38 protein-coding genes and 1 pseudogene are annotated in these 25,758 nt (G+C 52.6%); 11 read left to right on the forward strand and 28 right to left on the reverse strand.

Features of this window, described 5'->3' with window-relative positions; all coding sequences use genetic code 11:
* Positions 1-2: 2 nt before the first annotated feature.
* Both terL and GF617_RS04040 read right to left on the reverse strand, forming a co-directional pair.
* The gene (terL, locus tag GF617_RS04035; RefSeq protein WP_203451124.1) at positions 3-1,652 is read right to left on the reverse strand and encodes a phage terminase large subunit; all 1,650 of its coding nucleotides are present in this window, start codon (positions 1,650-1,652) and stop codon (positions 3-5) included.
* Positions 1,653-1,676: 24 nt separating this feature from the next.
* The gene (locus tag GF617_RS04040) at positions 1,677-1,883 is read right to left on the reverse strand and encodes a hypothetical protein (protein ID WP_203451125.1); all 207 of its coding nucleotides are present in this window, start codon (positions 1,881-1,883) and stop codon (positions 1,677-1,679) included.
* Positions 1,884-1,920: 37 nt separating this feature from the next.
* On the opposite strand from GF617_RS04040, the gene GF617_RS04045 reads away from it, so the two are divergent.
* Entirely contained in the window at positions 1,921-2,412 is a 492-nt protein-coding gene (locus tag GF617_RS04045; protein WP_203451126.1) for a hypothetical protein, read from the forward strand.
* A 44-nt stretch (positions 2,413-2,456) separates the two neighbouring features.
* Here the strand turns inward: GF617_RS04045 and GF617_RS04050 are convergent, their stop codons facing one another.
* The 24 genes from GF617_RS04050 to GF617_RS04165 all read right to left on the reverse strand — a co-directional run bounded on the left by GF617_RS04050 (position 2,457) and on the right by GF617_RS04165 (position 14,144).
* Positions 2,457-2,957: a DUF1804 family protein gene (locus GF617_RS04050; protein WP_038637812.1), complete on the reverse strand. Its 501-nt coding sequence runs from the start codon at positions 2,955-2,957 to the stop codon at positions 2,457-2,459.
* A gap of 1 nt (position 2,958) precedes the next feature.
* Positions 2,959-3,243 (reverse strand): hypothetical protein, encoded by a 285-nt coding sequence (locus tag GF617_RS04055; RefSeq protein WP_021567611.1) that lies wholly within the window; start codon positions 3,241-3,243, stop codon positions 2,959-2,961.
* Positions 3,240-3,482: a hypothetical protein gene (locus GF617_RS04060; protein ID WP_000171281.1), complete on the reverse strand. Its 243-nt coding sequence runs from the start codon at positions 3,480-3,482 to the stop codon at positions 3,240-3,242. The genes GF617_RS04055 and GF617_RS04060 overlap by 4 nt, the downstream gene beginning before the upstream one ends.
* Before the next feature lie 8 nt (positions 3,483-3,490).
* The gene (locus tag GF617_RS04065; protein WP_203451127.1) at positions 3,491-4,123 is read right to left on the reverse strand and encodes a hypothetical protein; all 633 of its coding nucleotides are present in this window, start codon (positions 4,121-4,123) and stop codon (positions 3,491-3,493) included.
* Positions 4,089-4,352, reverse strand: coding sequence for a DUF2644 domain-containing protein (locus GF617_RS04070; RefSeq protein ID WP_203451128.1), 264 nt, complete (start codon positions 4,350-4,352; stop codon positions 4,089-4,091). The genes GF617_RS04065 and GF617_RS04070 overlap by 35 nt, the downstream gene beginning before the upstream one ends.
* On the reverse strand, positions 4,349-4,993 hold the full coding sequence (locus GF617_RS04075) for a glycoside hydrolase family 19 protein (RefSeq protein ID WP_203451129.1): 645 nt from the start codon (positions 4,991-4,993) through the stop codon (positions 4,349-4,351). The genes GF617_RS04070 and GF617_RS04075 overlap by 4 nt, the downstream gene beginning before the upstream one ends.
* Positions 4,994-5,071: 78 nt before the next feature.
* Positions 5,072-5,551: a hypothetical protein gene (locus GF617_RS04080; RefSeq protein WP_203451130.1), complete on the reverse strand. Its 480-nt coding sequence runs from the start codon at positions 5,549-5,551 to the stop codon at positions 5,072-5,074.
* 8 nt (positions 5,552-5,559) lie between these two features.
* Positions 5,560-5,994, reverse strand: coding sequence for a Mor transcription activator family protein (locus tag GF617_RS04085; protein ID WP_203451131.1), 435 nt, complete (start codon positions 5,992-5,994; stop codon positions 5,560-5,562).
* Positions 5,939-6,415: a gp16 family protein gene (locus tag GF617_RS04090; RefSeq protein WP_203451132.1), complete on the reverse strand. Its 477-nt coding sequence runs from the start codon at positions 6,413-6,415 to the stop codon at positions 5,939-5,941. The genes GF617_RS04085 and GF617_RS04090 overlap by 56 nt, the downstream gene beginning before the upstream one ends.
* A gap of 61 nt (positions 6,416-6,476) precedes the next feature.
* Positions 6,477-6,692, reverse strand: coding sequence for a hypothetical protein (locus GF617_RS04095; RefSeq protein ID WP_203451133.1), 216 nt, complete (start codon positions 6,690-6,692; stop codon positions 6,477-6,479).
* A 177-nt stretch (positions 6,693-6,869) separates the two neighbouring features.
* Entirely contained in the window at positions 6,870-7,085 is a 216-nt protein-coding gene (locus GF617_RS04100) for a hypothetical protein (protein WP_203451134.1), read from the reverse strand.
* Entirely contained in the window at positions 7,078-7,455 is a 378-nt protein-coding gene (locus GF617_RS04105) for a DUF4406 domain-containing protein (protein WP_203451135.1), read from the reverse strand. The genes GF617_RS04100 and GF617_RS04105 overlap by 8 nt, the downstream gene beginning before the upstream one ends.
* Positions 7,452-7,808 carry a hypothetical protein gene (locus GF617_RS04110; protein WP_203451136.1) on the reverse strand — a complete coding sequence of 119 codons (357 nt, stop codon included), beginning with the start codon at positions 7,806-7,808 and terminating at the stop codon, positions 7,452-7,454. The genes GF617_RS04105 and GF617_RS04110 overlap by 4 nt, the downstream gene beginning before the upstream one ends.
* A 151-nt stretch (positions 7,809-7,959) precedes the next feature.
* Positions 7,960-8,328 carry a hypothetical protein gene (locus GF617_RS04115; RefSeq protein WP_203451137.1) on the reverse strand — a complete coding sequence of 123 codons (369 nt, stop codon included), beginning with the start codon at positions 8,326-8,328 and terminating at the stop codon, positions 7,960-7,962.
* Positions 8,325-9,044 carry a DUF2786 domain-containing protein gene (locus GF617_RS04120; RefSeq protein ID WP_203451138.1) on the reverse strand — a complete coding sequence of 240 codons (720 nt, stop codon included), beginning with the start codon at positions 9,042-9,044 and terminating at the stop codon, positions 8,325-8,327. The genes GF617_RS04115 and GF617_RS04120 overlap by 4 nt, the downstream gene beginning before the upstream one ends.
* Before the next feature lie 10 nt (positions 9,045-9,054).
* Positions 9,055-9,270: a hypothetical protein gene (locus GF617_RS04125; RefSeq protein ID WP_203451139.1), complete on the reverse strand. Its 216-nt coding sequence runs from the start codon at positions 9,268-9,270 to the stop codon at positions 9,055-9,057.
* A 78-nt stretch (positions 9,271-9,348) separates the two neighbouring features.
* Entirely contained in the window at positions 9,349-9,540 is a 192-nt protein-coding gene (locus GF617_RS04130; protein WP_203451140.1) for a hypothetical protein, read from the reverse strand.
* Complete coding sequence (locus tag GF617_RS04135) at positions 9,530-9,763, reverse strand: ANR family transcriptional regulator (RefSeq protein WP_203451141.1); 234 nt, start codon at positions 9,761-9,763, stop codon at positions 9,530-9,532. Before GF617_RS04135 ends, GF617_RS04130 begins: the two co-directional genes overlap by 11 nt.
* Position 9,764: 1 nt before the next feature.
* Complete coding sequence (locus tag GF617_RS04140) at positions 9,765-10,409, reverse strand: DUF3164 family protein (protein ID WP_203451142.1); 645 nt, start codon at positions 10,407-10,409, stop codon at positions 9,765-9,767.
* Positions 10,399-10,605, reverse strand: coding sequence for a hypothetical protein (locus GF617_RS04145; protein ID WP_203451143.1), 207 nt, complete (start codon positions 10,603-10,605; stop codon positions 10,399-10,401). The genes GF617_RS04140 and GF617_RS04145 overlap by 11 nt, the downstream gene beginning before the upstream one ends.
* A 12-nt stretch (positions 10,606-10,617) precedes the next feature.
* On the reverse strand, positions 10,618-10,908 hold the full coding sequence (locus GF617_RS04150) for a hypothetical protein (protein ID WP_239006316.1): 291 nt from the start codon (positions 10,906-10,908) through the stop codon (positions 10,618-10,620).
* A 10-nt stretch (positions 10,909-10,918) separates the two neighbouring features.
* Complete coding sequence (locus tag GF617_RS04155; protein ID WP_203451144.1) at positions 10,919-11,812, reverse strand: AAA family ATPase; 894 nt, start codon at positions 11,810-11,812, stop codon at positions 10,919-10,921.
* Positions 11,813-11,857: 45 nt separating this feature from the next.
* Positions 11,858-13,915: a Mu transposase C-terminal domain-containing protein gene (locus GF617_RS04160; protein WP_203451145.1), complete on the reverse strand. Its 2,058-nt coding sequence runs from the start codon at positions 13,913-13,915 to the stop codon at positions 11,858-11,860.
* Position 13,916: 1 nt separating this feature from the next.
* A complete protein-coding gene (locus GF617_RS04165; RefSeq protein ID WP_001568891.1) occupies positions 13,917-14,144 on the reverse strand; it encodes a helix-turn-helix transcriptional regulator in 228 nt (75 codons plus the stop codon).
* A 180-nt stretch (positions 14,145-14,324) separates the two neighbouring features.
* On the opposite strand from GF617_RS04165, the gene GF617_RS04170 reads away from it, so the two are divergent.
* The 3 genes and pseudogenes from GF617_RS04170 (at position 14,325) to GF617_RS04180 (ending at position 16,198) form a co-directional block, all read left to right on the forward strand.
* Positions 14,325-14,954 carry a helix-turn-helix domain-containing protein gene (locus GF617_RS04170; RefSeq protein WP_203451146.1) on the forward strand — a complete coding sequence of 210 codons (630 nt, stop codon included), beginning with the start codon at positions 14,325-14,327 and terminating at the stop codon, positions 14,952-14,954.
* Positions 14,955-15,221: 267 nt separating this feature from the next.
* Positions 15,222-15,677 (forward strand): annotated as a pseudogene (locus tag GF617_RS04175) (porin); the annotation flags it as partial.
* 80 nt (positions 15,678-15,757) lie between these two features.
* Positions 15,758-16,198 carry a GFA family protein gene (locus GF617_RS04180; protein WP_181623565.1) on the forward strand — a complete coding sequence of 147 codons (441 nt, stop codon included), beginning with the start codon at positions 15,758-15,760 and terminating at the stop codon, positions 16,196-16,198.
* Here the strand turns inward: GF617_RS04180 and GF617_RS04185 are convergent.
* Complete coding sequence (locus tag GF617_RS04185; RefSeq protein ID WP_203451147.1) at positions 16,188-17,132, reverse strand: LysR substrate-binding domain-containing protein; 945 nt, start codon at positions 17,130-17,132, stop codon at positions 16,188-16,190. The genes GF617_RS04180 and GF617_RS04185 overlap by 11 nt on opposite strands.
* 171 nt (positions 17,133-17,303) lie before the next feature.
* Between GF617_RS04185 and GF617_RS04190 the strand changes: the two genes are divergently transcribed.
* Genes GF617_RS04190 through GF617_RS04220 form a run of 7 tightly spaced genes read left to right on the forward strand, consistent with a single transcriptional unit; the run spans position 17,304 to position 23,753 of the window.
* Positions 17,304-18,254 (forward strand): branched-chain amino acid ABC transporter permease, encoded by a 951-nt coding sequence (locus tag GF617_RS04190; protein WP_203451148.1) that lies wholly within the window; start codon positions 17,304-17,306, stop codon positions 18,252-18,254.
* A gap of 8 nt (positions 18,255-18,262) precedes the next feature.
* Positions 18,263-19,369 carry a branched-chain amino acid ABC transporter permease gene (locus GF617_RS04195; RefSeq protein WP_203451195.1) on the forward strand — a complete coding sequence of 369 codons (1,107 nt, stop codon included), beginning with the start codon at positions 18,263-18,265 and terminating at the stop codon, positions 19,367-19,369.
* A complete protein-coding gene (locus tag GF617_RS04200; RefSeq protein WP_181623568.1) occupies positions 19,366-20,133 on the forward strand; it encodes an ABC transporter ATP-binding protein in 768 nt (255 codons plus the stop codon). Before GF617_RS04195 ends, GF617_RS04200 begins: the two co-directional genes overlap by 4 nt.
* Entirely contained in the window at positions 20,126-20,845 is a 720-nt protein-coding gene (locus GF617_RS04205; protein WP_203451149.1) for an ABC transporter ATP-binding protein, read from the forward strand. The genes GF617_RS04200 and GF617_RS04205 overlap by 8 nt, the downstream gene beginning before the upstream one ends.
* A gap of 27 nt (positions 20,846-20,872) precedes the next feature.
* The gene (locus tag GF617_RS04210) at positions 20,873-22,030 is read left to right on the forward strand and encodes a branched-chain amino acid ABC transporter substrate-binding protein (RefSeq protein ID WP_203451150.1); all 1,158 of its coding nucleotides are present in this window, start codon (positions 20,873-20,875) and stop codon (positions 22,028-22,030) included.
* A gap of 17 nt (positions 22,031-22,047) precedes the next feature.
* A complete protein-coding gene (locus GF617_RS04215; protein ID WP_203451151.1) occupies positions 22,048-22,530 on the forward strand; it encodes an L-2-amino-thiazoline-4-carboxylic acid hydrolase in 483 nt (160 codons plus the stop codon).
* The gene (locus tag GF617_RS04220) at positions 22,527-23,753 is read left to right on the forward strand and encodes a Zn-dependent hydrolase (protein ID WP_203451152.1); all 1,227 of its coding nucleotides are present in this window, start codon (positions 22,527-22,529) and stop codon (positions 23,751-23,753) included. Before GF617_RS04215 ends, GF617_RS04220 begins: the two co-directional genes overlap by 4 nt.
* 51 nt (positions 23,754-23,804) lie before the next feature.
* On the opposite strand, the gene GF617_RS04225 is transcribed toward GF617_RS04220, so the two are convergent.
* Complete coding sequence (locus GF617_RS04225) at positions 23,805-25,688, reverse strand: potassium transporter Kup (RefSeq protein WP_203451153.1); 1,884 nt, start codon at positions 25,686-25,688, stop codon at positions 23,805-23,807.
* Positions 25,689-25,758: the final 70 nt, after the last annotated feature.

Below are 25,758 nucleotides of genomic sequence, written 5' to 3' on the forward strand. Positions count from 1 at the left end.
TATCAAAATCCTCCTGAAGGACCGAACCTGTCCCCGCTATGGCCACGGCGGGGAACAGCTTTAAATTCGAAATTACCAGCACCGGAAACGGCCAGCATCCAGAGCATATGCAGGGCATCAGGCCCGTCATCATGGTCAGCTTTGGGGAAATGCCGGAGCTGGTCGATAAGCGTGGTCTGGGAAGGGTGCAGGCGTATCAGGCCGTTGGCCATATGTGGCTGCAGTGACTCAATGCGCAGGAGCTTATCAACCGAAGGCGTGACGGCCCTGGCAGGAACGGGGATACCCATCGCAGCGGAGCGCTTCACCAGTTCGGTGCGCAGGAACTCCTGGAACTGGACGGACTCGACCGCCCACACCAGGCAGTGATATTCCCGCTGTAGCCCAATAACATCGGAGATAATTTTATCCGGCACACGTTTACGGATACGCGCTTCAACCACATCCAGAATGCCGGTGAAGCGGTTGAAACCGCCGACCAGCAACGCAGAAGGGTCACGGCTGTTACCGTGTTTACCCAGACTGGGATCACATGCACCATAGAAGCGCCACTCGTTAAGGCGGTTGACCCAGAAGTTAATGCAGCCGGTAAATGGCGCATCTTCGCCGCTGACGGGATCGTTCTGATATTCCGCATCAAAGGTGCTGTGGCCATCACGGGCACGGATGAGCATCAGGGCATAAAGCGGACGCGCAGCCCATGACACAACAGCTCCTTCATCCATCTCAGCCTGGTGCTCACGGTAGTATGCCTGCGCCAGTATCTGACCATCTTCGTCGTTGTTACGCAGGATCTCTTCCCATTTATCCCACAGCGACATATTGTGCGGCCAGCTGATAAGCGCCCTGAACCGGGCCCGCGTCCATAGCGGATTTTTAAGGGTGCGGGAAAGCACGGAATCGTAGTGCAGGATTGTCCCGATATATACCACATCGAACTTGGCTCCCGCGCCGCCGAGCGGCAGGACGGTTTTTTTGAGCCAGTTATCGAGCTTGTCACGCTGCTCAGGGTTACGCACCAGCTCATCGTTCTCGATATCATCGAGCACAGCCAGGTCAGGACGATACGGGCCATGGCGCAGGCCACGCAGCTTTTTACCACTACCGGCGACCTGCACCTTAATGTCGTTGCGGGTGAGAATTGTCCCGGCCTGCCAGACGCGGCCACCGCCCGTCGCTTCAGGGAAGTCCATCAGCAGGCGGGGGTTAAACTGCAGTTCCGCCTTTATCGCCTCCAGCATCGGATAGGCCTGGTCGATGGAGTCCATAATGATGACCGGGTAATACTTGAGCGCCAGCACAATGCACCAGATGACAAAAAGCTGACTCACGATAGTGGATTTGGCTTCACCACGGGGAGCCGCTATTGCATCGTTCTGGCTCCCCGTGGCCTGGATGATTTCAGGCAGGCGCTTATAAAGATAGTTATGCAGCTCACTGCGGGCGGAATGGCGAACATAGTGCGGGAAATAATGCTGCACAAAGTATTCAAATCCCGTTACAGGGTCAGCAACGAGACCGCGACGTTCAGCAATTGCAGCGGCAGAGGGGTCAAAGCCCACATCTTCGGCTTCAATGGTGCGACGAAGACTGGCGGAGAGTTCCGCCAGTTCGGCAAGGAAGTCTTTGCTGGATAACTTAGTTCTGGCCATGATTAATTTGCCCTTAACAGCCTGTTAATGATGATTACTGAGGGCTTTATTGACTTCGCTAATAAAGCTGTCCATTGACTGCCAGGCAGTCCTGCCATGCGGTATTTCGAGCAAGTAGCTGTCTCCAATCGTTGATACCTGGACCCGGCAGTAATCAATGTAACGGACACTAAGAACGTCGCTGGTCATCACAAAAACGCTGCTGTTCACCCTGATTAATTTGTCAGCCATAATGAACCCTGTTTCTTAACCTGAGAGGTTATTGCCTGTGCAAAAGAAAACATTTGAATTACTGGACCTATTTTGTCAGCTTGAACTCAGCAAAACGCTTGAGTCATGCCCACCAGAAACGCTGACAGCAGACGAAACCATGTCTTTTTTGTGGCCACTGAATGAGCGTTTTCGCCCGTTAATTCACCAGATAAGGACCGTCAAATATCGCAAACAATATGAACGCGATGCTGACAAGGCTATCCGTGAATTTGCTCTCCGTGATTCTCGCTGGGAGAGTGTTCCGTTGGTCGTCTGGCGCGTATTGCTGGAGCGTCATCAGCAGGCTATAGCTGTCTGTGTGGCAAACAAGATGAACGCCAGAAACGCCGTTTTTATGCATGTCCCTTCCGGGTTGACTGATACCGCGAGAACAAAATTTGCAGTTGTCTGGTTGTGTCATGCAATGAAGCTCCCTTATCCAGTGCGCGATGAATCACAGCTCGACATTGAGACATCATTTGAAAATCTGTCATTGAAGCCACACTGAAAGCACGTTCGCGGGCGCAGCTCAACAGCGCCTGCCAGTTATCATTACCCATAATGTTTCTCCATCTCTTTGCCGAAGGGTTCAAGGATCTCAACGAATGCCGCCAGGTGCTTTGGATAGTGCTCTGCGACAAACGCGCTGAGCTTCTGGATAACATCCAGCGCTACCGCCAGCTGGCTCACCTCCGGCAGTATTTTCTTGTTCGCAGCGACGGCTTTGTTAAATGCATCGGCAAGGCTTGCCAGAAGCTCGACGCGCTCTCCCGGAGGGAGCTGAGACTCGGTTGTAAGCAGTTCCAGCGTGGTCTGATACTGGGTCATTAACCCGGTGAGAATGGCGCGGCCAATCTCCTCAAGGCCATTCCCGGCCATCAGGTGAGCGGCGCGTAACTTATCCCAGTCATCGCCTGCGTCCTGTGCTTCCTTCTTCCAGCGGCGAGCTGTCGCAAATGCCACGCCAGCCTGAGCGGAGGCGATTTCAAGCGACATCTGGCCAAAGATATAAGATCGTCGCAGTTTTTCCCGTGTTTCCTGCGGATGCGCCATATCACAGCTCCAGTTTTGCGCGGATGAGCAGAATCGCCACCGTGATGACACCGCCAGCAATTCCACCCGTAATCGCACCGGCAGACGCACCACGGCGGGCCGCATCGTCGCTGATAGTAGTGAGGCGAACATCAATCCGGCTCAGCTTGTCATTAATCCCGCCCAGAATGTCCGGGCTGACGGGGGCCTGCAGGCGGTCGAGTTGAGCGGAAATCCGGCTCAACGTTTCCTGCTCGCTCTGGCTGATTGTCGCGCGGCGGGTACGGCGCTTATGTCTGGCTTTCATTTGTCCTGTTTCCTGTCCAGTTTGTTATCAATGCGCTCGATAGCCGCTCGCAGCTCCCTCATCGCATCCATCATTGCGGTGTAATTACTTTTGGCATCCTCACGTCGCTGGTATTCATCCCGGATGCGATCAACCGCCTTTTCCAGGTCGGTGATGTCTTTTTGCAGACGACGTATCCAGATGGTGCCAAAGGTTGCAGCCAGCGCCAGCGCAATCTGAAAGGCCATATCAAGAGTCATAATGTTCTTCACTTCCTGTAATACTCATTTATTGCCTGCAGCCTGCCCTCAAGGAGCTGGCACCATGCGCCATATTCCGCTGAAAACGACACTATTCCAGTGGGGGAGAGTCCGCCTCCGGTGCCTGTGGCCTGGCCGGTATGACCAGAAGTGCCTCTGGCGGCGGCTGGCAGATGCTGACCAGCGGGGAGGCCTTCTGCTCCGGGGTAGCCGAAGGCTTCACGGAAGAGCTGCAGGCCACCAGGACCAATGCCGGTATAACCAGGACCATCTTTATCAAGTGCATCGTCGAGCCTCCTTTTAAGGTCGCGAACAGTCTCGTCATGTTTCTTTTGCTTTTCAGACAGCTCGCGAGTCAGCGCATCCGCTTTCTGCTGCCAGGCGTTCTGCTTATCAAGAGCAGCCTTCAGGTCAGCTGCATACTGATTCGCAGCACTGAGCCGCTCCTGATCCCACTGCCGTTCTTTTTTACTGAAACCATCAGTCAGGCTTTGCTTCTCCTGGCTGAAGGCCAGCGCCTGAGTGTCCAGCTTGTTGTCTGTGATGAAGGTGCCGAACCATATCCCGCTGCCGGTCAGAACCACGACGACGAGCAGCGGTTTCCAGCTAACCCTCAGGATTTTCAGGGCTGCTTGCCACATCGCGCACCTCTCTGGCTCGTTTGATGGACATATGCTTTGATGCCTGGCTCTGTGCCACCCATGCCCCCAGATAGGTTAAATACAGCTCACCAGGTGTTTCGGGACGGGTAACGGTGAGCCAGACCAGCACGAAGGAACTGACTAGGAAGGCCAGAAAAACAATGGTGTCTGACGTTGAGAGACGACCAGTGGCCGGGTTCGTCACCAGATCGCGCAGAGAGATCGTCATAGCGCCGCCTTAGCGACATTCAGCCGCGCCACGCGGTCAGCCTGACCTTCAGCCGGAGGGTTGATACGGCGAGTGATAGCCAGAAAATCGCCTTTGTCCGCCAGCTCGTTGCAGCCATTTGCCTTCCAGTACCAGGCAGCGCTGCGGGCTGCATTGAGATACTCCAGTAACAAATCGGGATTCGCGATGAGATCGAGGCCCAGCGCCTTACCGCAAAGGCGGTAATTATTGCGCAGGGTAATCTGAATCAGGCCGCGTCCGCGAAAGCGCCAGCCATCACCTGAGGCTTCATCGCCGTTACCACCCTGATTTGCGTAAACATAATTGGCCATTTTTTCAGGGTTACGGGTATAGTGGCGGGCAAATTCAACCTCGCTCGGCTCGATAATACGATTCTTATTGAGATCGAAGTCGCTGCGGAAAATACGCGCCACGCGCTCAGCATCTGAGTAATAGAGATTTTCACTGAGCCGACTGAAACCCGCGCTCTCATGGCCGGTTTGAGCAATAAAGGCGGCAAGTCGGGCGGGTGTATTAATTTCGAATTCAGCGGTAGCTTTACTGAATGGTTCAAACCATCGTTGCGCCATCACTGGCGAAAGAGCTGCTGCTCGCTGAAATTGTGGGAGTGTTAAAAGCATAACGCCATCCGGTTAAAAATGGATGGCGTCAGTATTTCATCAGGTTAGGTGAATAATCAGGTGAAGGGGTTCAGTGGTTTATTCCGTCACATCTATTATTATGGGTTCATTCGATTCTGGTTCAACATCTTTTTTCACCATGTATTCACCCTTTGCTTTGGCTTCATCAATCAATGGAAGATATCTATAAACAATTTTCCATACCTCTTCATCTTGTTTAAAGTCAAGATTACGGCATGATTGCCTCTCATTCATAGGGTCTGTTGAGTTCATTTTATCAGGATTGGAAACCAACAAAATTTTTCTCCACGCGCAAGATTTTGTTTCGTTTTTCTTTATGAAATCAAATCCGCCAGTTTTAGAACTGCCTGTCTGATATGCAAAAGCCAAATTCCTTTGTGTCTGATAGCCGTCTTTAATCGCCGCGTTAATGAAATCATTCTCAGTCTTAATCGATTCCTGTGCTTGCTCAGGAATATTTAGTTTTTTTAATTGGCCGTTATTAGCCATGCTGTTAAAGCTAATTAAAATAAAACCGGCAGCAATCAAATATTTCATAACCATTCCTAAAAAAGTGAGTTTTGTGTTGAGGTTCCATTATTCTTTTGCGCAGCAAGAAGCTGCCACCCGAAGCGATCACTAAAACCATACTTAGGGCAAAGAAAGGTCATGGCCATAAGGGAGGATGAACCTTGTTCACGCACTTCGGCGAACTCGGCGAGAAAGCGACGGTTACGTAATTCACGAAGGGCACGATCACAGCGGGGTAAATAGAGAACTTCGCCGCCGAAATTCTTGATGAGTAATTGGGTTTTATCATCGCCGATAGTATCTCGCAGGAGGGCTGCGCGGCTGGCCCCCATAGCGCGGAGGCCTTTACCTATCGGGAACGTGGTACCACCAAAAGCAGACAGAAGCTGCTCGGTCGCCGGGAAGCCTATCAGGTCAGCTATTTGTATTACTGCTGATGGCAGCAGCTCTGTTACCTGTTCCAGATTCATTATTACGCTCCCGTTTTTTCCGCCGACTCGCATCAATGCTGAGAGCCTGCATGAGTTTGGTTAACTGTTCTGTCGTCAACCACTCGATGTATTTGACGTGGAACATATGATCGCACATTTTCTCGGCATAATTCCACGGACGTTTTGCATCTGCAAGTAATGCGTGAATTTTAGCAAGAATTGACTCGCGTGTATTGGCAACCTTTGGACGTCGACCGTGTGTTGCTGAGTAGCGAGGAAAGCCCTTGTCATGCATATATTCCCTGACAACCTGCAGCTCGTCGAGGGTGCATTTAGTGGATGATGTTTTACCGTTGCATAAGCGAGACAGAACACTACGGTAGGTTACATCATCCCACCCCAGATATGCCTGACCGGCTTTAATTGCCCCTATAAGGCCTCGTTTTGCTGGCGTGGACATAATATTTCTCCTGTTGGTTGCCATTATCGCAGGCACTTTATTAAGTGCCTGCTGTAATGACTTACTTTAAAGGTTCCATTTTGCTGACTGATATACCACCGATTTTCCCTTCAACCCTGACAACCAGACGACCATTGCGCATATGCCAGGCTGCTGAGCGGGTTATTACCGTTTCCCGTTCGGATATGCCAGGTATCAGGTGATACAGAAAGCGGGAGCCGACAGGAAAGCGCTGGTTAAATGCCTTCGCCGTCATGTTTCTGAGCAGACTTTTCATCGTTCTCCTCCATATGTGCATCAGTTGCAATAATGCTTAATGGCCATAAGAGAAATGCGAACCAGCAATTCTGGCGGGATAAATTAGCTAATCCCACTAATCGGACAAGTATGCATACCCAACACCAGCCAAGCGTTAAATACATCGCCAGCAATATGATAATGAAAGCTATATCCATCACTGCATTCCCCGAAGTTTCTTGAAAGACTCAATCGCCTTTCTCATATCAGCCTGAGTCCCCTTATTACGAACACTGCGGTTACTAGCATCGTAATAGTTGAACCGCAGCTTAAGAGGCACCGCCAGCAACTCGACAACCTGGCTGTTATCGCGGAAGAACCAGACTCGGCGGTTTCCGTTATCCAGGAACTTACAACCGGATACGCTATGCATGACCCACCTCCATTGACGCGCCGCGTTTACGATAGGCCGCAATAGACACGCTTTCCCAGTCCTGGTAAAGGAACAGCAGGCCTAGCTCACAGGCGCGATCAAACTCCCTGGTTGCGCCGGTGCTCTTTTCCCACCCATTCAGGAGGAAAACAGCATCAGCCTGCTCAAGCATGGACAATGTAATTTGCAGGTACTGCTCATGCCGCAGGCCATCAGGGAGAATAGCCGGGTTGAGAACGGTGAAACCGCGCTCTTCAAGGGTGCGGGCCTCAGCATCGAATTCATCGCGGTTAAAGTTGTGGTAACCGGTCATCGGGCCTGCGATGAAAACCACCGGCTTACGCTCAGATTGTTTGTCGATGTTGCTCATTGGGCGGCTCCTTTCGTCGATTTCCGGCGCTGTTCACCCAATGCGTAACGCGAATCAATAGGATCCTGACCATCATCGTTGTCATCAGCGAAATCGTAATTAACGCTACTTACCATCGCCTTACAGCACTCATTGCAGACACGATAGGTCATTAACTCGCCGTCAAATTTGTGTACTGCGGAGCGATGGATTTCCCCTTTTACAATGGCCCCGTAGCAAATGAAGCAGGCATATTCCCCGCGCCCAGTGACAATTTTGTTTGAAAGCTCAACATCATCGGAATCACCAAAATCACCAGCGAAGAGATCAAAATCCAGCGCATCTTCAAGCGCCTGTTTGTCGATGTTGCTCATTGGAACCTCCAGCGGTTTTGTGCAGCGCTGCGTTTCTTCTTGTCACACCATTCATTTCCAGGGCGAGGTATCGTTTCTGGCCAGCCTGTCATTGCTTTACGGTTACTGAATTTGAAGGGCATGCGCAGCAGCCTTCGTGCTTTGCGGTTAGTCATTTGGCATTCTCCGATGAGGAAGTTGATGAGAGAACACGCTCAGCCGCTTGGATTTCATAGTTCCCGGAAATCATCACTTCTGGAGAATCGCAGCTTCCTCCAAGTTCGATAATGCGGTGGTAGCCAAGGTGTAATGTGGTTTTATGGGCGTTCACCATTTGCCTGAGTGCCTCAGTGAGCTCAGCTTCCCGCGCTGTCAGCGCTTTTGCCCGTGCGAGCTGGACATCAAGCTCTGTAGCCAGTCGAGTGACCATCCCAGCGATCTCAATAAAGGGAGTTCCAGCACTCATGGTCTCAGCAAGTTCATGAGCAGTCCGCACGAGTTCTTTGACTGGTGATGCTTCCGGTTGAGGAGAGGTTTTCATTTTCTCACTCCGATCTGTTCGCATTGATTTGCTGCACTGCTTACAGCGTGATGCAGCTGCGCATTGCGGCCAGCCAGATATCCCTCGTTTTCCGCCTTATCCGTTCCCCTGGCTTTGCCGGGTTTACGCGGTTCCAGCTTTTTCATGCCTTCGCTTAATTTCCGGCTGCGGTAACATTCCATCAGCGTTGTCTCCGCATCCGTAACGGCGAAATCACTGACAACGGCATAAGCACCGTTGACCCAGGCTGAGCAGAAGGTATCGGCGCGGGCAACTTTAGTGGCCTGTTTGATGTTTTTGCGCAAAGTGGCAACGTATTCGCGACGGGCCTTCATCAGTTGTTTACCCAGAACTTCGAATGAATATGCGGCAATTTGTGGCCGTTCGTCCGGTCCGTAGAACGTGATGGTCATTCTGGCTGGTGTGTCCCAGTTCTCGCGGCCATAACTGCTGTAAAACTTCACGCCAAACACTCGCGATACCATCTCAGCAAGGAACGCCATGTATTCAGGCATTTTCTTTGCGTGAGATGGCGCTTTCTGAGTCGATGCCTCATTGATATCCATCAGGTCGGCATCAGCTTCAGTCAGTTTGTGGGTTTCCATCAGGCGCTGAGCGCGGCTAAGGGCAAGTGCGGCTTCTTCGGCGCTGGAGTTATTACGCGCCATCGCGAGCAGCTTTTTAATTCTCTGGATATATTTCTCTTTATTTTCCATGTCCTGCCTCTTAATTATTTGCTGGTTTCAGATGAGTAATATCAACGCCACCAGAAACACCTGTAACAGAGACCACAACCGCGCCATGCCCCAGCGCCCATGCATCTGAACGTGTCGTGATGGGTACTCCAGCGCCATCTTTACGGGAGTGGTACACAAAGGCAGAACCAGTCGAAAACGCGGCATTAAACTGTTCTGCTGTCATCTTCTTAATAAATCCGGACATAGAATCTCCTGAATTTGGCGTAAGCCAGCCCCTGCGGGTTTACGCCATTTTTAAAAGGGATTTAAATTACGGTTATTATCAGTTAACGGGTTTCAGCGATTTAATATTCTCGAAATAAGGCTCCTGATTTATTTCCACGACCGTAACCTTATTAAGGTCATGCGCCATATCTATCGTTCTGACTACCCGGCCACCACGGAAACCTGTCGCGGGCTGATAGATGAATGAACTGCCTTTCGGGTAAAGGGCATTGAATTCTTTAGCTTTCATACGGCACTCCCCAGCCGCGATGCGCAGCGTGGCGGCAGAACTCCATACGCGAAGCCGCATAAACAGAGTTCACCTCCATTTTTGCCAGGCTGAATGCCTGCTTCCATGAATCAGCCGCCCGCTGGAACTCGCCGTTCTGTTCGGCGATGACAGCGCTGGTTGCATACGACATGAAAGGGCTGCATGGTTTGCCCGCTTTAGCACGATCAAACAGGATGACCATCTCACACCCCCACGCCAGCGATATCGAGAGGGATGGCGCGATACTGATCACTTTCGCCCACGCGCTCGTAAACACGGATATAAGACCGGCTGCCGACAACCTGGACAGCCTCGCCGATTGCCTCCATCGCCTTAACCCAGCGAACATCTGTAATATCGAGGCGACGTAATGCCAGAACCGCGCCGGTGTTCACTTCACCTTCTTTTTCAGTCTGGAATGCACGGGTTATGATGGCGCGAATTTCCGGGCGGGCATTCTCAGTCCAGTCTGCCAGACATTCATCAATCAGAGATTTAGCAGCCTGCAGGCGCTCGTCAAAAGCGATACGGTCCTGCATGGCTCGCTGAACCTTATAGCGGCCATCATAGCTGTAAAGTGTGACGTTACCTTTTTTACCGCCCAGGCTGACGCCGTACTGACTAGCGGAGATATCAACGAAGGCTCCTATATCTGAAAAACCGCTGAGCTTGAACTCTGCCAGCGCGGCATTCAGGGCCGTCGCTTTTTCGACGATGCTACGTACCAGATCGTCACGCATCTGGTCGGTATCTTTAATCAGACCGACAGGGGTCAATACACCCTTGGCGTCAATCCAGTAACCCTCTGGCGCTGTTTTTTCAGTGAATTGTTTGTTTTCAGTGGACATTTGTACTCTCCTTAAATTGACGTTTAACTTTTTGAACTGCTTCATTAACCTTTGCCAGCACATGACCAGCCAGACCTTTACCGACTTTGTCAGCCACCTTGCTGACGATCTCGCTGTCGCCGTCATCAGGGATAACCCTGCAACCGACTTCAAAACCGCGAGATTTGTCCTTTATTTCAATAACAATCTTTGCCATACATCCCTCTGCTTAATGAAGTGATTCAGACCAGACCACCCGACACCCGCTTTCGTCCTGATAAACCCCCTGGCGAAAGCGCCTGTGGCGGTCATTGCCAGTAATATCAAACCGCGTCAGCCCCTCTTTCTTCATTCGCTCACACCATGGGTGGCGAACGATACGAATGACTGGTTGCGAGTTACGCAGGGATACGCTTTTGACCTGAACTCCCTGAGCAGACAGAAATAAAATCAGCGTTTCTGCCCGTATCAATGCTGAGATGACACCTGCGTTGTCGGTATTTCCTGACATTCTGGCCATGGTTAAATCCTCAGTGAATCAACATTTCAGCTATCTGATTGACGATATGACCGCTGACCGGAACATCATTCATCGCGCTGGTACGAACCGCACCACGCAGCAATTTGAACAGTCGGCGGGCGTTACCTTTTGACGCGCTGAACAGCGCTTTACTCAAATCTTCGTTCAGGCCATCCGGGAGAACGCTGCTGGCGATAACGTCAATATCAGTACCAGGCAGACTATGTCCGAGATTGAGAGCGAAACCGACACGGCTATAGAGCTGTACGAGCTCACCGCGTTTGCCCTTAAGGTTCAGAATAAGGCGAGGCATACCAACCAGGACGATGCCGATCCCCGTTTTGTCATGGATGCGGCGGATAGACTCCAGCGCACGCAGAGGTAGATTTTCTGCTTCATCAATAATCAGCACGCGCCCGGATTCGCGCAGCTTGCTGATGCAGGCCTCGCTGAGTTCGTGCATATTGCCGCGCGTACTGAGCCCCAGCAGGTTGCAGAGTTCTTCCAGAACTACCCGTGCGGTGTAGCCAGGGTCTGCCTCAATCAGCAGCGCATCCCGGTATTTAGAAACGTAGGCTTTGCAAATCATTGTCTTGCCCAGACCGGCTTCACCGTAGAGCACGTTGATATCACCTTCGACGTGCGCCATGCGTATAACATCAACCGCTTTGCGTGTTGTTGGGGTATCAACAAATTTGACGCTGATACGCGCTGAGCGCTCTTTTTCATGCTGGCGATCGATAAAGCTACGAATATCGTTTTCCAGCGATGCAATATCGCCGTCGTATTTATTATTCAGGTACTGGCTGATTACGGCAGAGCTCTTACCAATGGCGCGGGCGACCTGCGTCTGGTTAAGACCTTTTGCTTTCATCAATTCGACAAGTTCATTTTTAGCTGACATAATTAGTTTCTCCGTTTTAGTAAATCAGCGGCCTGTGATGTCCAGTCAGAAGGCCGCTTTTTTATTGCCATGACTTTTCAGCCATTCTTCTCGCTCTGACTCGAACAGGAACACATGTTCCCGGTCATCATTAATACGCTCGGCATCCGATGGTATTAATGCGCCAAAATCAGGATACATATCGCTTTCAGGAAGCAGACCTCTAGCCTCCGCTTCAATCTCTTCTCGCTGTTCGTCGATGCGCTTCAGACGACGCTGGCGGCGTTTCTCAACAGCGATATCCATCATGCTGGTTGGCAGCGCGGCACGCTTGTTACCGTTCCAGATGGCGGTGCAGACATAAGTACCGTCCATGCGACGAACGATGACCGCAGCAGGGTCGTGAATGTCATAGGCAACCCGGACTTCCTCGCCGTCGACCTGTATCAGGTCAGCGCTGAAATACTGGTTATTCATCAGGTCAATCCAGCCCCGCTGGGCGGTACGGCACATTTCCGGCATGAAGGCTTCCCGAAGCTCGATATCCGTCAGATATTCAATCTCGTCACCCTCAGTGGCCAGAACCTCGCGACGGTACTGTGCTGGCGTCATATGCACACCATTACGCTTCGGCAACTCGCTGTGCTCATGCAGGTTGTTGTATTTGTCGACTTCCTCAGCAATGGTATCCAGCAGCATCTGCCATGACGGCAGTTTACGCAGTGCGTTACGCTGTACGCTTGTGAGCTCGCGGCCATTCTCCTGAGCCTTAATCGCTGACTGGATGGCGCGACCGGTCATCCGGACATGCTCACGGTCAGCCCCGAACCCATTGTAAGTGTCAAATTTGTTGGCGATTGCTCTCGGTATAACCGCGTTCAGACGTTCGATAATCCCGCGAGACTGAGGTCGGCCTGGAATACTGGTCGGGTGATCAATACCCATTCGGGTGAAAATACCGGTGATATCAGCATCCAGCGTTTTGTTCGTTTCACCGCCGCCGTTATCCGAATAGACGAAAATAGGTTTCCCGTGGAATTTCATGGCGTAGCGATAGGCATCCGCTACGGCTATGACGTTCTCTGAGAGTGCCAGGCTCCAGCCCACCAGGAAGCGAGTGCGGCCATCGATAACCAGCGTCAGTTCAGGTGTGAATGGACGACCATGGACCGGATGAGCAACTTTCATATCCAGCGATTTACCATCCGCAATCCAGCAACCATTTACTGGCATCTGTGACCAGTCACGCTTCTGATAAACCTCATAGGCCAGAGCCGCTGAACCGCTGATACGACCGCGAGCGCGTTCACGTTTTGGTAGCTTTTCCATCGCACGGCGAACGGCATCATAAGACGGGCAGACGGCGAGCATCGCAGGCTGTCCCGCATAAATGGCCTGCCATTCAGTCTTGAATGAACGCCACGCATCCACCAGGGAAGGGCCTGAGAGTTTCCGCCAGTGGGCAAGAAAATCAGGGAGCCACTTAATCTGTTCAGGCTTACGCGCTTTAAGATGGCCTGGAGCCAGTAAAGCAAGGCGTTCGATACCAGGGCGGGTTGAAAGGTAAATCGACAACCATTCCTGAAGTGTTCTTTCACCCACGCCACGACGGCTGGAGCCTTTACGGGCATTCGCAATATCAGCCGCAGCCTGGATGTTCTCCGGCAACGTACCCTTGCGTGACTCATTGGCGATGAACTCAACCGCCGATGCGCGTGACATACCAATATCCCGAAGACGCTCAACCTCTGCGGCTAATAATGCGCGGGCGTCAGCGATCTGTTTCTGGCGTTCGGTAAGGTCGGAGACTTCACGTTCCAGCAATACCGGGCACTGTCGCAATAACGCCAGCTCATCGCGGGTCGTAGTGACTTCCCGCTTTGGTGTCGTCGGCACGGATGAACAATCCGACTGTTTCAGCACCTCGCGATAATGCCGGGCTTTGACTATTTCACGTGCCTGTACAGGCAGGCAGTCGATGTGGTACTCGAATGCTTTGCTGCCAGCACGTTTGCGAACCAGTTCAGGGGAGTTGCCTGCACTTTTTTTAAGACTGTATCGCAGTCCTTGTTGTGTTGTTGGCAATCCAGGGACGCCAACTAATTCGTTAACAGTCACGAACATGTCACAGGTCCTTGTTGTAACGGCTTGGCCAGATACTGGCGGGTTCTAAATTGAGAGCATTTGCAATAATGCGCTCTCCTTTTGGATAAGAGCGTGCCAGCGCATTTTTCAGCGTGTCGGGTTTTAGTCCCGCGCTGGCGGAAAGGCCGCGCATAGTGACGCCACGCTTGTGCAGCTCGGCGACGATATCAATGCGATGCCAGTCACGCTGTACTTCATTTCTTTCCATACTTCGATTACCCTAAAAAGTTAACCGGGCGGATAATCCGCTGTGGTTATCCGTTGGCATAAGTATTGATCCACTTGTGGAGCGTGTAAAGCAAAAAAACCGCTTTCTTTTGTCTTTTTGAGTTGAGCGGTTTGTTTTTATGAGTACAGCAGAAAAATCAACTAGTTACAGGAAAGGAAAATGAAACAGGAAAGAGAAAGTGATTTTGCTATTAGTGATGAAGACAAAGAAAGCATTGCTTCACGCATTCGGAAGCTAATTGGCCACCGTACAGTGCGAGCTGCTGCGGCTGACTGGGGGTTGGCATTCTCAACCTTGAATAACTATCTTACGCGCGGTACAGAACCATCACTCAATGTGGCAATAAAGATATCACATGTGGAAGGGGTGCCTCTTGAATGGCTTGCTACTGGAATATTGGTTGACGAGGCCCACAAGGGCAACATAGATGATGCTAAAGGTCTGAAGTTAGAAGAGAACGCATCACATTATATCGGATTTACAGGCACACCAGCGCAGTCTGGGACTCAGAATGATGAGCACTTATCCTTGGCTTGGTCCATGATTTATCAGGCCTTAACACACCAACAAAGAGCGACTCTGGTTAGTCTGTTTATGAGAATGGGAGCAAACGGAGTAATAGAAAAACTCACTGATGAAAGTGAGCGGGAGACGAGTTGGGAGATGCTCACAACAGAAGATAAAGAAAGATTATTACGCCTTAACGAGCAACTGAAAAAAGGGTCATCTGAAGCTGATCAACAGACAGCCGAGACGGGCCTAACAAGTCACGACAAGAAGGCCGGTTAAGCGAAATGGATTTTGAAGCCAACTTCTTACATACCAACCTACTATACGGTATAGTGCTTGGCATCGAAAAATGCTTAAACGGTCTTTAAAAAGGATCTAAAGCCTTTCATTCGAGTGCAGAATTAAACGCAAAAATAGCTATTTTTTTTCATTTTATTTTTTGCAGTGCAAAATCACAGAATCCACGCAATCCCTCTATTCATCGGCCTTCCCGGCATTCTCCCCTAGATTCTTCACAGTGCAGAAACGATCACCTCCCCACATACCTATGCGAAATCTGACCGTACCGATCTGCAGGTTCGTTCTGCAAGCAACCTGAATGCAGGTGGCGAGAACGCAGAAGTATGGGCTGCTGGTCTGAAGTACGATGCGAACAACATCTACCTGGCAACCACCTATTCTGAAACCCGCAACATGACCAACTTCGGTAGCGGTTATATTGCGAACAAAGCTCAGAACTTCGAAGCTGTTGCTCAGTACCAGTTTGATTTCGGTCTGCGTCCATCCATCGCTTACCTGAAATCCAAAGGTAAAGACATTGGTTCTTACGGCGACCAGGATCTGGTTGAGTACATCGATGTCGGCGCGAGCTACTACTTCAACAAAAACATGTCCACCTATGTTGATTACAAAATCAACCTGGTTGACGACAGCCAGTTCGCTAAAGACGCGAAAGTGTCTACCGACAACATCGTAGCTGTAGGTCTGACCTACCAGTTCTAAGATTTTGTTAGTGTAAAAAAGCCAGCCCTCGTGGCTGGCTTTTTTTATCCGGATGACCTGGCGTGATAAAGGAGTACGCCATGCACATATTCAAAGGACGCTGTCTGTGTGGGATGAGCCATTTCAGCGTCAGTCTCAACAACTTCGATGTCTACGCCTGCCATTGCACACTGTGCCAGAAATGGTCAGGTGGTATTGCCATGTACCTGGAAGCTGAAGGACAACCGCTCGTTGAGCAAGACTCCATCGCCCCTTCCCATTTTTCCTCCTCCACGCGCGGTGAGCGCTGGTTTTGCCCTGGCTGTGGCTGCCCCCTGTGGTTTGAGTTGACGACATCCGAACGTTATTTTATCCCCTGGACCTTGCTTGAGATGAGTGAGGATGAACGGCGTCGCCTGGTACTGGCTGCAGAAATCTACACCGAGACGCAGCCAGCGTTCTGGCGGCTCACAGGACAATACGCGCGGCTGAGTGGAACCGAGATTGAGGCGATGGATAAGAGTTGCGTGCTTACCCCGTAGACTGTTCATGGCCTGCCACTCGACGTAGCCAGTGTTGCAGAAGTTTACCGTCTTCGGTCATTTCCGTATCTGAGCGTACGCACAGGTAGTAATCGCGCCCATCTTCTATGGGGGAGTCGAAGATTTTCACCAGCTCACCGCTCTCCAGATAAGATGCAATAAGCGGTTCGCGCATCAGCGCGCAGCCCAGGCCAGCCTGAACACCCGCCAGCGTCAGCAGACCATCTTCAAACATCGGCCCGCTTCGACGCGGCGGACGTTTTACCCCCTGCAACATAAACCACTGTTGCCATGTAGTCCGTTCTTCATCATGCAACAGTGGCATTTGAAGAAGTTGTTCAGGCGTGTCGATATGCCCGTGAATACGCAAAAATGCGCGACTGCATACCGGAACCATCTGCCCCGAGATCAACTTTTCGCTTTGATATCCTGCCCACTGTCCGTTGCCAAAACGGATAGACATATCCGACGCATCGCTCAGGTAGTTACGGTGGTTGGCATACACCACATTGATTTCCGTTTTCGGGTTGGCACGCATAAACGCAGGCAGACGAGGGATAAACCAGCCCATGCCAAACAGCGGGATCAAGCTGATGGTCACCTGACGGGTTTGCGCCTGCTCCACCAGATGCTCCGTCGCCTGGCGCAGCACGTTAAATGCCGCACGGATCGAGCGGTAGTAATCACGCCCCTGCTGGCTCAACGCAAGCCTGCGCCCCTGGCGCTCCGTCAGCGGCATTTGCAAATACCCTTCGAGCACTTTGAGTTGATGGCTCACCGCTGAAGGTGAAATAGCCAGTTCTTGTGCAGCAAGCGTCACACTGCCGAGCCGCGCAATCGCTTCAAACGCGCGGACCGCCCTCAGTGGCGGATCGTTGGCCAGACGGCTTTCTGCGAAAGCAGGCACGCCCTGCAACTGTTCTGTTTTATTCATATATTGATTTCTTTAGGTCATTTGGTCGTATGAGTCATTTCATTATCTTCATATAAATCATTAAGATAAAACAATACCGGTTTATCATAAGAAATAATATATGTGTATTTTACAATTTAATTCAATTATTGGATGGTAGCCGCTGAAAGAGCAATTTGTCGGGTACGAACGTTGGATACACTCATACAACAACTGATCAATGGGGTGATGCTGGGAAGCATCTACGCGTTGATCGCGCTGGGCTATACCATGGTGTATGGCATTTTGCGCATTATTAACTTTGCCCACGGCGATATTCTGATGGTTGGCGCACTCACGACGCTGTCGGCCATTAACGCCCTGAACAACACCTTCCCGCACATGCCGCTGCTGTTGCAGTTGGGTTTTGCGCTGGCGATCGCGATGGTCGTCTGTGCTCTGCTTGCGATGGCCGTTGAACGCTTTGCCTACCGCCGCCTGCGTAATGCCCCACGTCTGGCGCCGCTGATCTCGGGGATTGGCGTTTCCGTATTGTTGCAAACCGTTGCGATGATCATCTGGACCCGCAATCCACTGATGTTCCCGCAGATCCTGCCGATGGACCCAATCGCCGTGACAGCCGGCAGCGAGATGCATCCGCCCGCAATTATCACCGTGACTGGCATCGTCACCGTTGTGCTGGCGCTAGTGGTCATGACCGGGTTATGGCTGCTGGTTGAATACACCCGTCTGGGTCGCGCCATGCGCGCGGTGGCAGAAAATCCGCGTGTCGCAACCCTGATGGGCGTGAACCCTAACGCCATCATTACCCTGACATTTGCCATCGGTGGTGTGTTTGCCGCACTCGCGGGCGTCATGATGGCAAGCAATTACGGTAACGCCAGCTTCTCAATGGGCTTTTTGCCCGGTATCAAGGCCTTCACTGCCGCCGTTCTGGGTGGCATCGGTAATATTCGTGGCGCGATGGTCGGCGGTATTTTGCTTGGCATCATTGAAGCACTGGGCGCGGGTTATCTTGGCGAACTGACCAACGGCGTATTTGGCAGCAACTATCAGGACGTCTTCGCATTCATCGTGCTGATTCTGGTTCTGGTCTTCCGTCCGGCAGGTTTGCTGGGCGAGCGCGTGGCAAACAGAGCCTAAGGGAAATGATGACAACCGTACAATTACAGACTCCTGCTACAACGCGTAAATTCTGGCCCGGCATGACCTTATTCTGTCTCGCGCTGCTGATTGCGCCCGTCGTGGCCAGCCAGCTCGGCGGAAACTACTGGGTGCGGGTGATCGACTTCGCCCTGCTTTACATCATGCTGGCACTGGGGCTTAACATCGTCGTCGGCTATACCGGCTTGCTGGATATGGGTTTCATCGCATTTTACGCCGTCGGCGCGTATCTGGCGGCACTGCTGGCCTCTCCGCATCTGCCTGAGGTCTTCCCGAGCCTCAGTGTCTGGTTCCCGAATGGGCTTCACACCTCATATCTGGTGATCATTCCCGTCGCGGCCCTGGTTGCCGCAGTATGCGGTATTTTGCTTGGTGCCCCCACACTGAAGCTGCGGGGTGATTACCTGGCGATAGTGACACTCGGCTTTGGCGAAATCATCCGCATCCTCATGCGAAATCTCGATCGTCCGGTCAATATCACCAACGGGGCGAAAGGCATTACCGGTGTTGATACGCTGAACCTCTTTGGCCTCAAGTTTAGTGGCGTTTATCACTGGTTTGGCTTCAAGGTTCCCGCCCTGTGGCTTTGGTACTACCTGCTGATGCTGGTGATTGTGGCGATCATTTTTGTCTGCCTGCGCCTGCAACACTCGCGTATCGGTCGCGCCTGGCACGCCATTCGTGAAGATGAAGACGTGGCCCGCGCGATGGGGATCAACGTGCGGAACTATAAGCTGCTGGCCTTTGCAATGGGCGCATCCTTTGGCGGCGTGGCGGGAGCACTGTTTGGCGCGTTCCAGGGTTTTGTTTCACCGGAATCCTTCACTTTGCAGGAATCCATCGCAGTGCTGGCGATGGTGGTGCTGGGGGGAATGGGACACATTCCCGGGGTGATCCTCGGTGCGGTACTGTTGACCGCCCTGCCGGAGTTGCTCCGCAGCCAGGCGGCCCCGGTTCAGCAGGCACTGTTCGGCACAGTCCTGATTGACCCGGAAATCCTCCGTCAGCTGTTTTACGGCCTGGCACTGGTGTTGGTCATGCTGGTTCGCCCTTCCGGGATATGGCCAGTGCGTCACAAGGAGATTAGCGTATGAGCCTGTTAACCGTTCGTAATATGACCAAACGCTTTGGCGGCCTGACCGCTGTGGATAACGTCTCCCTGTCCATTAACAAAGGGGAAATCTACGGTCTGATTGGCCCTAACGGCGCGGGTAAAACCACCTGTTTTAACCTGATAACCGGGCTTTATCCTGCTGACAGCGGCGAATTTTCGATTGCAGATACCCCCTATTTCCCAAAGCAGATCGAGAAAGTCACGGCGGCCGGGATCGCCCGTACCTTCCAGAATGTGCGCCTGTTCAATGAGATGTCGGTACTGGAAAACGTGATGGTGGGCCGCCATGTGCGCACCCGAAACGGACTGTGGGCGGCGCTCACTCGCCATAAACGCGCCAGAGCCGAAGAGGCGAACACCTGTGAACAGGCCTGGCACTGGCTGGACTACACCGGCATTGCGAAATTCGCCCATTACCGCGCCTGCGACCTGGCCTACGGGCATCAGCGTCGCCTTGAAATTGCCCGCGCACTGGCAACCGACCCGCTGCTGCTGGCGCTCGATGAACCAGCCGCCGGGATGAATGCCGCTGAAAAAGTGGCGCTGGGTGAACTACTGGTTCGCATTCGGGATGACGGGAAAACCCTGTTAATAATTGAACACGACGTGAAGCTGGTGATGGGGATTTGTGACCGCCTGACCGTGCTCGATTATGGCAAAACACTCGCCAGTGGCACGCCGGACAATGTGCGACGCGACCCGGCGGTCATTGCCGCGTGGCTGGGAGGCAATGCACATGACTGAATTACTAAAGGTTGAGCGTCTGGACGTACATTACGGCGGTATTCAGGCGGTACGGGATGTCTCCTTCTCGTTGCAGGAAGGTGAGCAGGCTACGCTGATTGGCGCAAACGGTGCAGGAAAAAGCTCCACCGTCAGGGCTATCACCGGGCTGGAAAGCTTTAGCGGCAACATTATCTACAACGGTAAAAATGTGCGTAAGCATAAGGCCGAGGCGTTACTGCGCGACGGGCTGGTTATGGTCCCGGAAGGACGCGGGATCTTCGCACGCATGACGGTCCTGGAAAACCTGCAAATGGGCGCATGGCTCCGGCGTGACACTGTCACCGTAAAACATGAAATGGCAGAGATTTTTGCGCGTTTTCCGCGTCTGGGTGAGCGACAGCATCAGCTTGCCGGATTGCTTTCCGGCGGTGAGCAACAGTTACTGGCGCTCAACCGCGCGCTGCTCAGCCGCCCCCGCCTGCTGATTCTGGATGAACCGTCAATGGGGCTTGCCCCGAAGATGGTGGAGAATATTTTCACCGTGATTGCCGGGCTTCGTGAACGCGGCGTTGCCCTGCTGCTCATTGAACAAAATGCGCGTCTGGCGCTGAACGTCACCGATACCGCATGGGTGATGGACAGCGGCAGTATTGTGCATCACGGTCAGTCAAAAGCGATGCTTGATGACGACCAGATAGCACACATTTATTTGGGCGAAATGCCCGTTTAACACACCAGCCAACATCAGGGAAAAACAATGAAAACAGTAAAAATCAGTGCGCTTAGCGCCGCGCTTCTGCTCAGTGGTTTTGCCTCAACGGGCGCATGGTCAGCAGACAGTGAAACGGTGCTTATCGGCCTTGCAGGCCCGTTAACCGGTCCATCTGCCCGTATCGGTAAAGACCTGGAAAACGGTGCGCAACTGGCGATCGACGATATCAACAAACAGCACCCGACCATCGGCGGCAAAGCCGTAACCTTTAAGCTGCAATCCGAAGACGATCAGTCTGACCCGCGTACGGCGGTTGCTGTGGCACAACGTCTGGTGGACAACGGTGTGGCAGGTGTTGTGGGCCACTGGAATACCGGGACCAGCATTCCCGCAGCACGTGTCTATCACGATGCCGGTATCGCTCAGGTCGCTCCGGTTGCCACGGGTCACGCCTATACCAAACAGGGTTTTGACACCAGTTTCCGTGTGATGGGCCACGACGATGACGGCGGTCAGTTCGCCGGTCAATACGCCGTGAATACGCTCAAGGCAAAACGTATTGCGGTAATCGACGATCGTACTGCATTTGGTCAGGGGCTGGCCGACGAGTTTATTAAATCGCTGAAAGCACAAGGCGTAAACATTGTTGACCGTCAATATGTTGACGACAAAACCGTCGATTTCAGCGCAGTGCTGACCGCCATTCGCAGTAAAAACGCCGACCTGATCTTCTTCGGTGGCGTGGACAGCCAGGCTGCCCCGCTGGCCCGTCGAATCAAACAACTGGGTATGAACGCCACGCTGATGGGCGCAGGCGGCTTCGTGAGCCAGACGTTCCTGCAACTGGCGCAACAAGAAGGTAATGGAGTGGTGGCGCTAGAGCCAGGTCTGCCAGTTGAGCAAATGCCAGGCGGTAAAGCCTTTGAACAGGCGTACCAGTCGCGTTATCACACCCACATCGAACTGCATGCGCCGTTCGCCTATGACGCCACACGCGTTCTGGTTGCCGCAATGGAAAAAGCAAACTCTGTCGATCCGGCTGAGTATTTGCCTGCCCTGCGTGCAATCAGTTATTCCGGCGTTACCGGGCAGATTGCGTTTGATAACGAAGGCAACCTGAAAGCCCCATCATTTACCGTTTACAAAGTGGTGGATGGTAAATGGCAGCCACAAACCGTTCTGGGTGGCGCAAAAGCGAAGTAACGCAGTGAGGCAATGTGATGAGTGATAATAATGAGCTGGGTATTCTTGCCCGCCGCAAAATTGAAGCAGAAATTATTAAGCCAATTTACGAAATCCTGGTGCGCGAGATAGGAAAAACACGCGCTCAGGCCGTGATTGGCGAGGCCATTGAGCAGGCCGCAATCGACGCCGGGCAGCACTTTGCCCGACAGGAACCCAAGGGTACGGATGTGAAGAGTTTTATCGCGCTCCAGTATCTGTGGGAGAAGGATAACGCCCTCGACGTTAAGGTCATTGACGCCGACGAACAGCAGTACAACTACAACGTTACGCGCTGCCGTTATGCCGAGATGTATCATGAAATGGGGCTGGGCGAGATTGGGCATCTGCTCTCCTGCGCCCGCGATGAGAAGTTCATTGTCGGTTACGCGCCAGATGTCGAACTGACCCGCACCAGCACCATTATGCAGGGTGGTTCGTGTTGCGATTTCCGTTACCGCAGTAAAAAGGACAAAGCATGATCCGCGTGAATGCAGAGCGCCTGTGGTCAACGCTTGAAATGATGGCGCAAATTGGTGGAACGCCTGCCGGTGGCGTGACCCGTCTGGCGCTGAGTGAAGAGGACAGGATCGCCCGAAACCTGCTTCGGGACTGGGCGCTGGAAGCAGGCCTGAGCTGTGAGGTCGACAGCATGGGCAACATGTTTATTCGCCGCGCGGGCAAAAACCCGGCGCTTGCTCCGGTAATGACGGGGTCGCATGTGGATTCGCAACCGCTCGGTGGAAACTATGACGGGATCTACGGTGTGATGGCTGGCCTGGAACTGCTACGCACCCTGAACGATAACGACGTTGAAACCGAACGCGATATCGTACTGGTGAACTGGACCAACGAAGAAGGCGCACGCTTTGCGCCTGCCATGCTGTCGTCGGGCGTATGGAGCGGTCAGTTCACTCAGGATTTCGCCTGGAGCCGCGCAGATAAACAGGGGATCACCGTCAGTGAAGCATTGGGCAATATCGGCTATCGCGGTGAAACCCCTGCCCGTGCGTTTCCACTCCACGCCTGTTACGAACTGCATATTGAGCAAGGCCCGATTCTCGAAGATGACGCCATTGATATCGGACTGGTTCGCGCCGCCATGGGACAACGCTGGTTTACGATAACCCTGGACGGCTTCGCCGCACATGCCGGAACGACCCCGATGCACAGCCGTCGGGATGCTTTAACCGCATTCGCCGAGCTGGCGCTGAAGGTTGAAAAGATCGGCTATCAGCATGAGCCCGACGGCCGCGCGACTATCGGTATGGCGCAGATCACGCCCAATTCGCGCAACGTTGTCCCTTCCAGGGTGGTGTGCAGTGTAGAGTTCCGCCATCCCGCGCAGTCGGTCCTGGAAGCAATGGAATCCGCACTTCACACTGCCGCAGAGCACCTCGCTGCACGCGGTGTAACGGCAACCGTTGAGCGTATTTTTGATTACGCCCCGATCGCATTTGACGCTGGGTGTTTGGCTCGCAGCGAAAATGCAGTAGCAGCACTGGGGTATTCATCAAAACCGATGGTGTCCGGAGCAGGACATGACACCTGTTACATCAGCAAGATCGCCCCGGCCAGCATGATCTTTATTCCGTGTGTGAAAGGCATCAGTCATAACGAAGCCGAATGCATTTACCCTGAATGGTCGGAGAAAGGGGCTAACGTTTTACTGCACAGCGTGTTAGCCGCCGCTCAGGATGTATAAGGCTCCCGTCAGATAGAGTGGAAGCGGGAAATATTTCGCTTTCACTCTGATTCATATCGCCACTCGCCGACTGATTTCCACCACCCGGTCGCTCGGAAGATGGTAATGATTAATCACATGCGTGCAATTACGTTGCATAAAGGCAAAAGCGCTACGCTGCCAGGACGCCATTCCGGTAGCACTTTCACGCGCCACAATCGTCTCATGGCCGACGTAGTAAGTCACATCGTCACTGGCAAACAGATCCTTCATTTCTCCCATCCCTTGCAGCAGATGAGGCACATTCGGATGTTCCATAAAGCCGTACTGCGCGACACCGTGCCAGTAATTCGGTGCTCGCGGAGTAATCACCATCCGCTGACGAGGGTCAACATAAGGCACATTAAGAATATCTATCGTCAGGGAGAACACATTGCGTTGCAGCGCGCGGTTTCGCGCAACATGCCAGTGCATCACCGGCGGGGTATTATGCTGCGTTCGGGTCAGAAAAACGGCGGAACCCGGAACTCTTGGGATGTCATCTGCCTTCAACTGAGCAAAAAACTGGTCAATGCCGATCCCCTTTTCGCCGACCGCTCGTGATACCGCTTTTATTCCCCGGTTCCAGATCACCATCACCGTACAAATAACAGCAGCCAGCAACAACGGAATATATCCCCCTTCCAGAACCTTGATCATATTGGCCACTAAGAAGCTGGTATCAATGATGAGAAACACAAGGGCAATCAAGGCGCTACTGAGCAGACTCCAGCGCCATACCTCGCGCATGGCGACGAATAATAATCCGGATGTCATCAGCATCGTCAGCGACACGGCGATACCATACGCGGCGGCGAGTTTATCGGAGGATTTAAAGAAGATAACCAGCCCGATCGTTACCACCATCAATAACCCGTTGATGACTCCTATGTAAATCTGCCCGTAACTTTCAGCGGCAGTCTGTTTAATGCGAAGTCGTGGCAGCCAGCCCAGCAGAATAGCCTGACGGGTCATCGAGAAAGCGCCGGTGATGATGGCCTGACTGGCGATAATCGTCGCCAGCGTCGCCAGGAGAATCAGCGGAACCTGCAACACCGGAGGACATAACAGAAAGAAGATATTGTGTTTACTGTCTGCTCCGGCAAGTATCAGAGCAGATTGCCCGGCGTAATTGAGCACCAGCGCCGGGAACACCACACCGTACCAGGCAAACCAGATAGGTTTCTTACCAAAATGGCCCATGTCTGCGTACAGCGCCTCGGCGCCGGTCACACAGAGAAATACGCCCCCTAACACCATAAAGCTGACAAACCCGTTTGAGAGCAAAAAAGTCATGCCATACCAGGGATTCACCGCCAGTAAGACTGCCGGATACTGGATAATCCCCCATATCCCCAACGCGGCGATGACGAAAAACCACAGAGCCATTATCGGGCCAAATACCTTGCCGATTTTCGCTGTGCCAAAAGGCTGAATACAAAAGAGCACCAACAAAATGACGACCGTTAGAGGCAGAATATAGGGATGTGACTCCGGGATGACAATCGTCAGCCCTTCCAGTGCGGAGAGTACAGAGATCGCGGGGGTGATTGCACCGTCACCGTAAATAAGTGCCGCGCCGATCAATGCGGCAAAAATTACCCATCGCCCCCCTTTTCCCTTGCGCACCAGCAACGACATCAGAGCCATAATGCCGCCTTCGCCATGGTTATCGATTCGCATGGCAAACGCGGCATATTTAAGAGAGGTCACCAGGATCAGGGTCCAGATAATCAGGGACAACAACCCCAAAACCACTGAAGGGGTTGGATCGTGCCCTGATAAAGACAGTACCGTTTTAAAGGTATAGAGAGGGCTGGTTCCGATATCACCAAACACCACCCCCAACGCACTGCCCGCCAGTACGGCTATCCGGGGGGATTTTGCGGGCGTTTCACTGCATTGATGCAGGCTCATATTTTCCAGCGTGGGTAAGATAATCCTTTTAAAAACATAGCCCAGAGACCCGGTTCCCGCCATCCACGGT

This window comes from Lelliottia sp. RWM.1, from assembly GCF_016859735.1.
In the GTDB taxonomy this organism is placed as follows: Bacteria; Pseudomonadota; Gammaproteobacteria; order Enterobacterales; family Enterobacteriaceae; genus Enterobacter.

Excerpts from the sequence above, each read along its gene's own strand:
- GF617_RS04070 (WP_203451128.1), bottom strand. The coding sequence starts at position 4,352 with ATGACGATCTCTCTGCGCGATCTGGTGACGAACCCGGCCACTGGTCGT.
- GF617_RS04135 (WP_203451141.1), bottom strand. The coding sequence starts at position 9,763 with ATGGTCATCCTGTTTGATCGTGCTAAAGCGGGCAAACCATGCAGCCCT.
- terL (WP_203451124.1), bottom strand. The coding sequence starts at position 1,652 with ATGGCCAGAACTAAGTTATCCAGCAAAGACTTCCTTGCCGAACTGGCG.
- GF617_RS04065 (WP_203451127.1), bottom strand. The coding sequence starts at position 4,123 with ATGTGGCAAGCAGCCCTGAAAATCCTGAGGGTTAGCTGGAAACCGCTG.
- GF617_RS04120 (WP_203451138.1), bottom strand. The coding sequence starts at position 9,044 with ATGGAAAATAAAGAGAAATATATCCAGAGAATTAAAAAGCTGCTCGCG.
- GF617_RS04095 (WP_203451133.1), bottom strand. The coding sequence starts at position 6,692 with ATGAAAAGTCTGCTCAGAAACATGACGGCGAAGGCATTTAACCAGCGC.
- GF617_RS04155 (WP_203451144.1), bottom strand. The coding sequence starts at position 11,812 with ATGTCAGCTAAAAATGAACTTGTCGAATTGATGAAAGCAAAAGGTCTT.
- GF617_RS04105 (WP_203451135.1), bottom strand. The coding sequence starts at position 7,455 with ATGAGCAACATCGACAAACAATCTGAGCGTAAGCCGGTGGTTTTCATC.
- GF617_RS04205 (WP_203451149.1), top strand. The coding sequence starts at position 20,126 with ATGACTGAATTACTAAAGGTTGAGCGTCTGGACGTACATTACGGCGGT.
- GF617_RS04115 (WP_203451137.1), bottom strand. The coding sequence starts at position 8,328 with ATGAAAACCTCTCCTCAACCGGAAGCATCACCAGTCAAAGAACTCGTG.
- GF617_RS04050 (WP_038637812.1), bottom strand. The coding sequence starts at position 2,957 with ATGGCGCATCCGCAGGAAACACGGGAAAAACTGCGACGATCTTATATC.
- GF617_RS04150 (WP_239006316.1), bottom strand. The coding sequence starts at position 10,908 with ATGGCCAGAATGTCAGGAAATACCGACAACGCAGGTGTCATCTCAGCA.
- GF617_RS04110 (WP_203451136.1), bottom strand. The coding sequence starts at position 7,808 with ATGAGCAACATCGACAAACAGGCGCTTGAAGATGCGCTGGATTTTGAT.
- GF617_RS04080 (WP_203451130.1), bottom strand. The coding sequence starts at position 5,551 with ATGAAATATTTGATTGCTGCCGGTTTTATTTTAATTAGCTTTAACAGC.
- GF617_RS04165 (WP_001568891.1), bottom strand. The coding sequence starts at position 14,144 with ATGGAAAGAAATGAAGTACAGCGTGACTGGCATCGCATTGATATCGTC.
- GF617_RS04100 (WP_203451134.1), bottom strand. The coding sequence starts at position 7,085 with ATGCATAGCGTATCCGGTTGTAAGTTCCTGGATAACGGAAACCGCCGA.
- GF617_RS04090 (WP_203451132.1), bottom strand. The coding sequence starts at position 6,415 with ATGTCCACGCCAGCAAAACGAGGCCTTATAGGGGCAATTAAAGCCGGT.
- GF617_RS04200 (WP_181623568.1), top strand. The coding sequence starts at position 19,366 with ATGAGCCTGTTAACCGTTCGTAATATGACCAAACGCTTTGGCGGCCTG.
- GF617_RS04075 (WP_203451129.1), bottom strand. The coding sequence starts at position 4,993 with ATGCTTTTAACACTCCCACAATTTCAGCGAGCAGCAGCTCTTTCGCCA.
- GF617_RS04125 (WP_203451139.1), bottom strand. The coding sequence starts at position 9,270 with ATGTCCGGATTTATTAAGAAGATGACAGCAGAACAGTTTAATGCCGCG.
- GF617_RS04180 (WP_181623565.1), top strand. The coding sequence starts at position 15,758 with ATGCACATATTCAAAGGACGCTGTCTGTGTGGGATGAGCCATTTCAGC.
- GF617_RS04055 (WP_021567611.1), bottom strand. The coding sequence starts at position 3,243 with ATGAAAGCCAGACATAAGCGCCGTACCCGCCGCGCGACAATCAGCCAG.
- GF617_RS04060 (WP_000171281.1), bottom strand. The coding sequence starts at position 3,482 with ATGACTCTTGATATGGCCTTTCAGATTGCGCTGGCGCTGGCTGCAACC.
- GF617_RS04130 (WP_203451140.1), bottom strand. The coding sequence starts at position 9,540 with ATGAAAGCTAAAGAATTCAATGCCCTTTACCCGAAAGGCAGTTCATTC.
- GF617_RS04225 (WP_203451153.1), bottom strand. The coding sequence starts at position 25,688 with ATGAGCCTGCATCAATGCAGTGAAACGCCCGCAAAATCCCCCCGGATA.
- GF617_RS04085 (WP_203451131.1), bottom strand. The coding sequence starts at position 5,994 with ATGAATCTGGAACAGGTAACAGAGCTGCTGCCATCAGCAGTAATACAA.
- GF617_RS04185 (WP_203451147.1), bottom strand. The coding sequence starts at position 17,132 with ATGAATAAAACAGAACAGTTGCAGGGCGTGCCTGCTTTCGCAGAAAGC.
- GF617_RS04160 (WP_203451145.1), bottom strand. The coding sequence starts at position 13,915 with ATGTTCGTGACTGTTAACGAATTAGTTGGCGTCCCTGGATTGCCAACA.
- GF617_RS04040 (WP_203451125.1), bottom strand. The coding sequence starts at position 1,883 with ATGGCTGACAAATTAATCAGGGTGAACAGCAGCGTTTTTGTGATGACC.
- GF617_RS04215 (WP_203451151.1), top strand. The coding sequence starts at position 22,048 with ATGAGTGATAATAATGAGCTGGGTATTCTTGCCCGCCGCAAAATTGAA.
- GF617_RS04210 (WP_203451150.1), top strand. The coding sequence starts at position 20,873 with ATGAAAACAGTAAAAATCAGTGCGCTTAGCGCCGCGCTTCTGCTCAGT.
- GF617_RS04145 (WP_203451143.1), bottom strand. The coding sequence starts at position 10,605 with ATGGCAAAGATTGTTATTGAAATAAAGGACAAATCTCGCGGTTTTGAA.
- GF617_RS04195 (WP_203451195.1), top strand. The coding sequence starts at position 18,263 with ATGACAACCGTACAATTACAGACTCCTGCTACAACGCGTAAATTCTGG.
- GF617_RS04170 (WP_203451146.1), top strand. The coding sequence starts at position 14,325 with ATGAAACAGGAAAGAGAAAGTGATTTTGCTATTAGTGATGAAGACAAA.
- GF617_RS04140 (WP_203451142.1), bottom strand. The coding sequence starts at position 10,409 with ATGTCCACTGAAAACAAACAATTCACTGAAAAAACAGCGCCAGAGGGT.
- GF617_RS04220 (WP_203451152.1), top strand. The coding sequence starts at position 22,527 with ATGATCCGCGTGAATGCAGAGCGCCTGTGGTCAACGCTTGAAATGATG.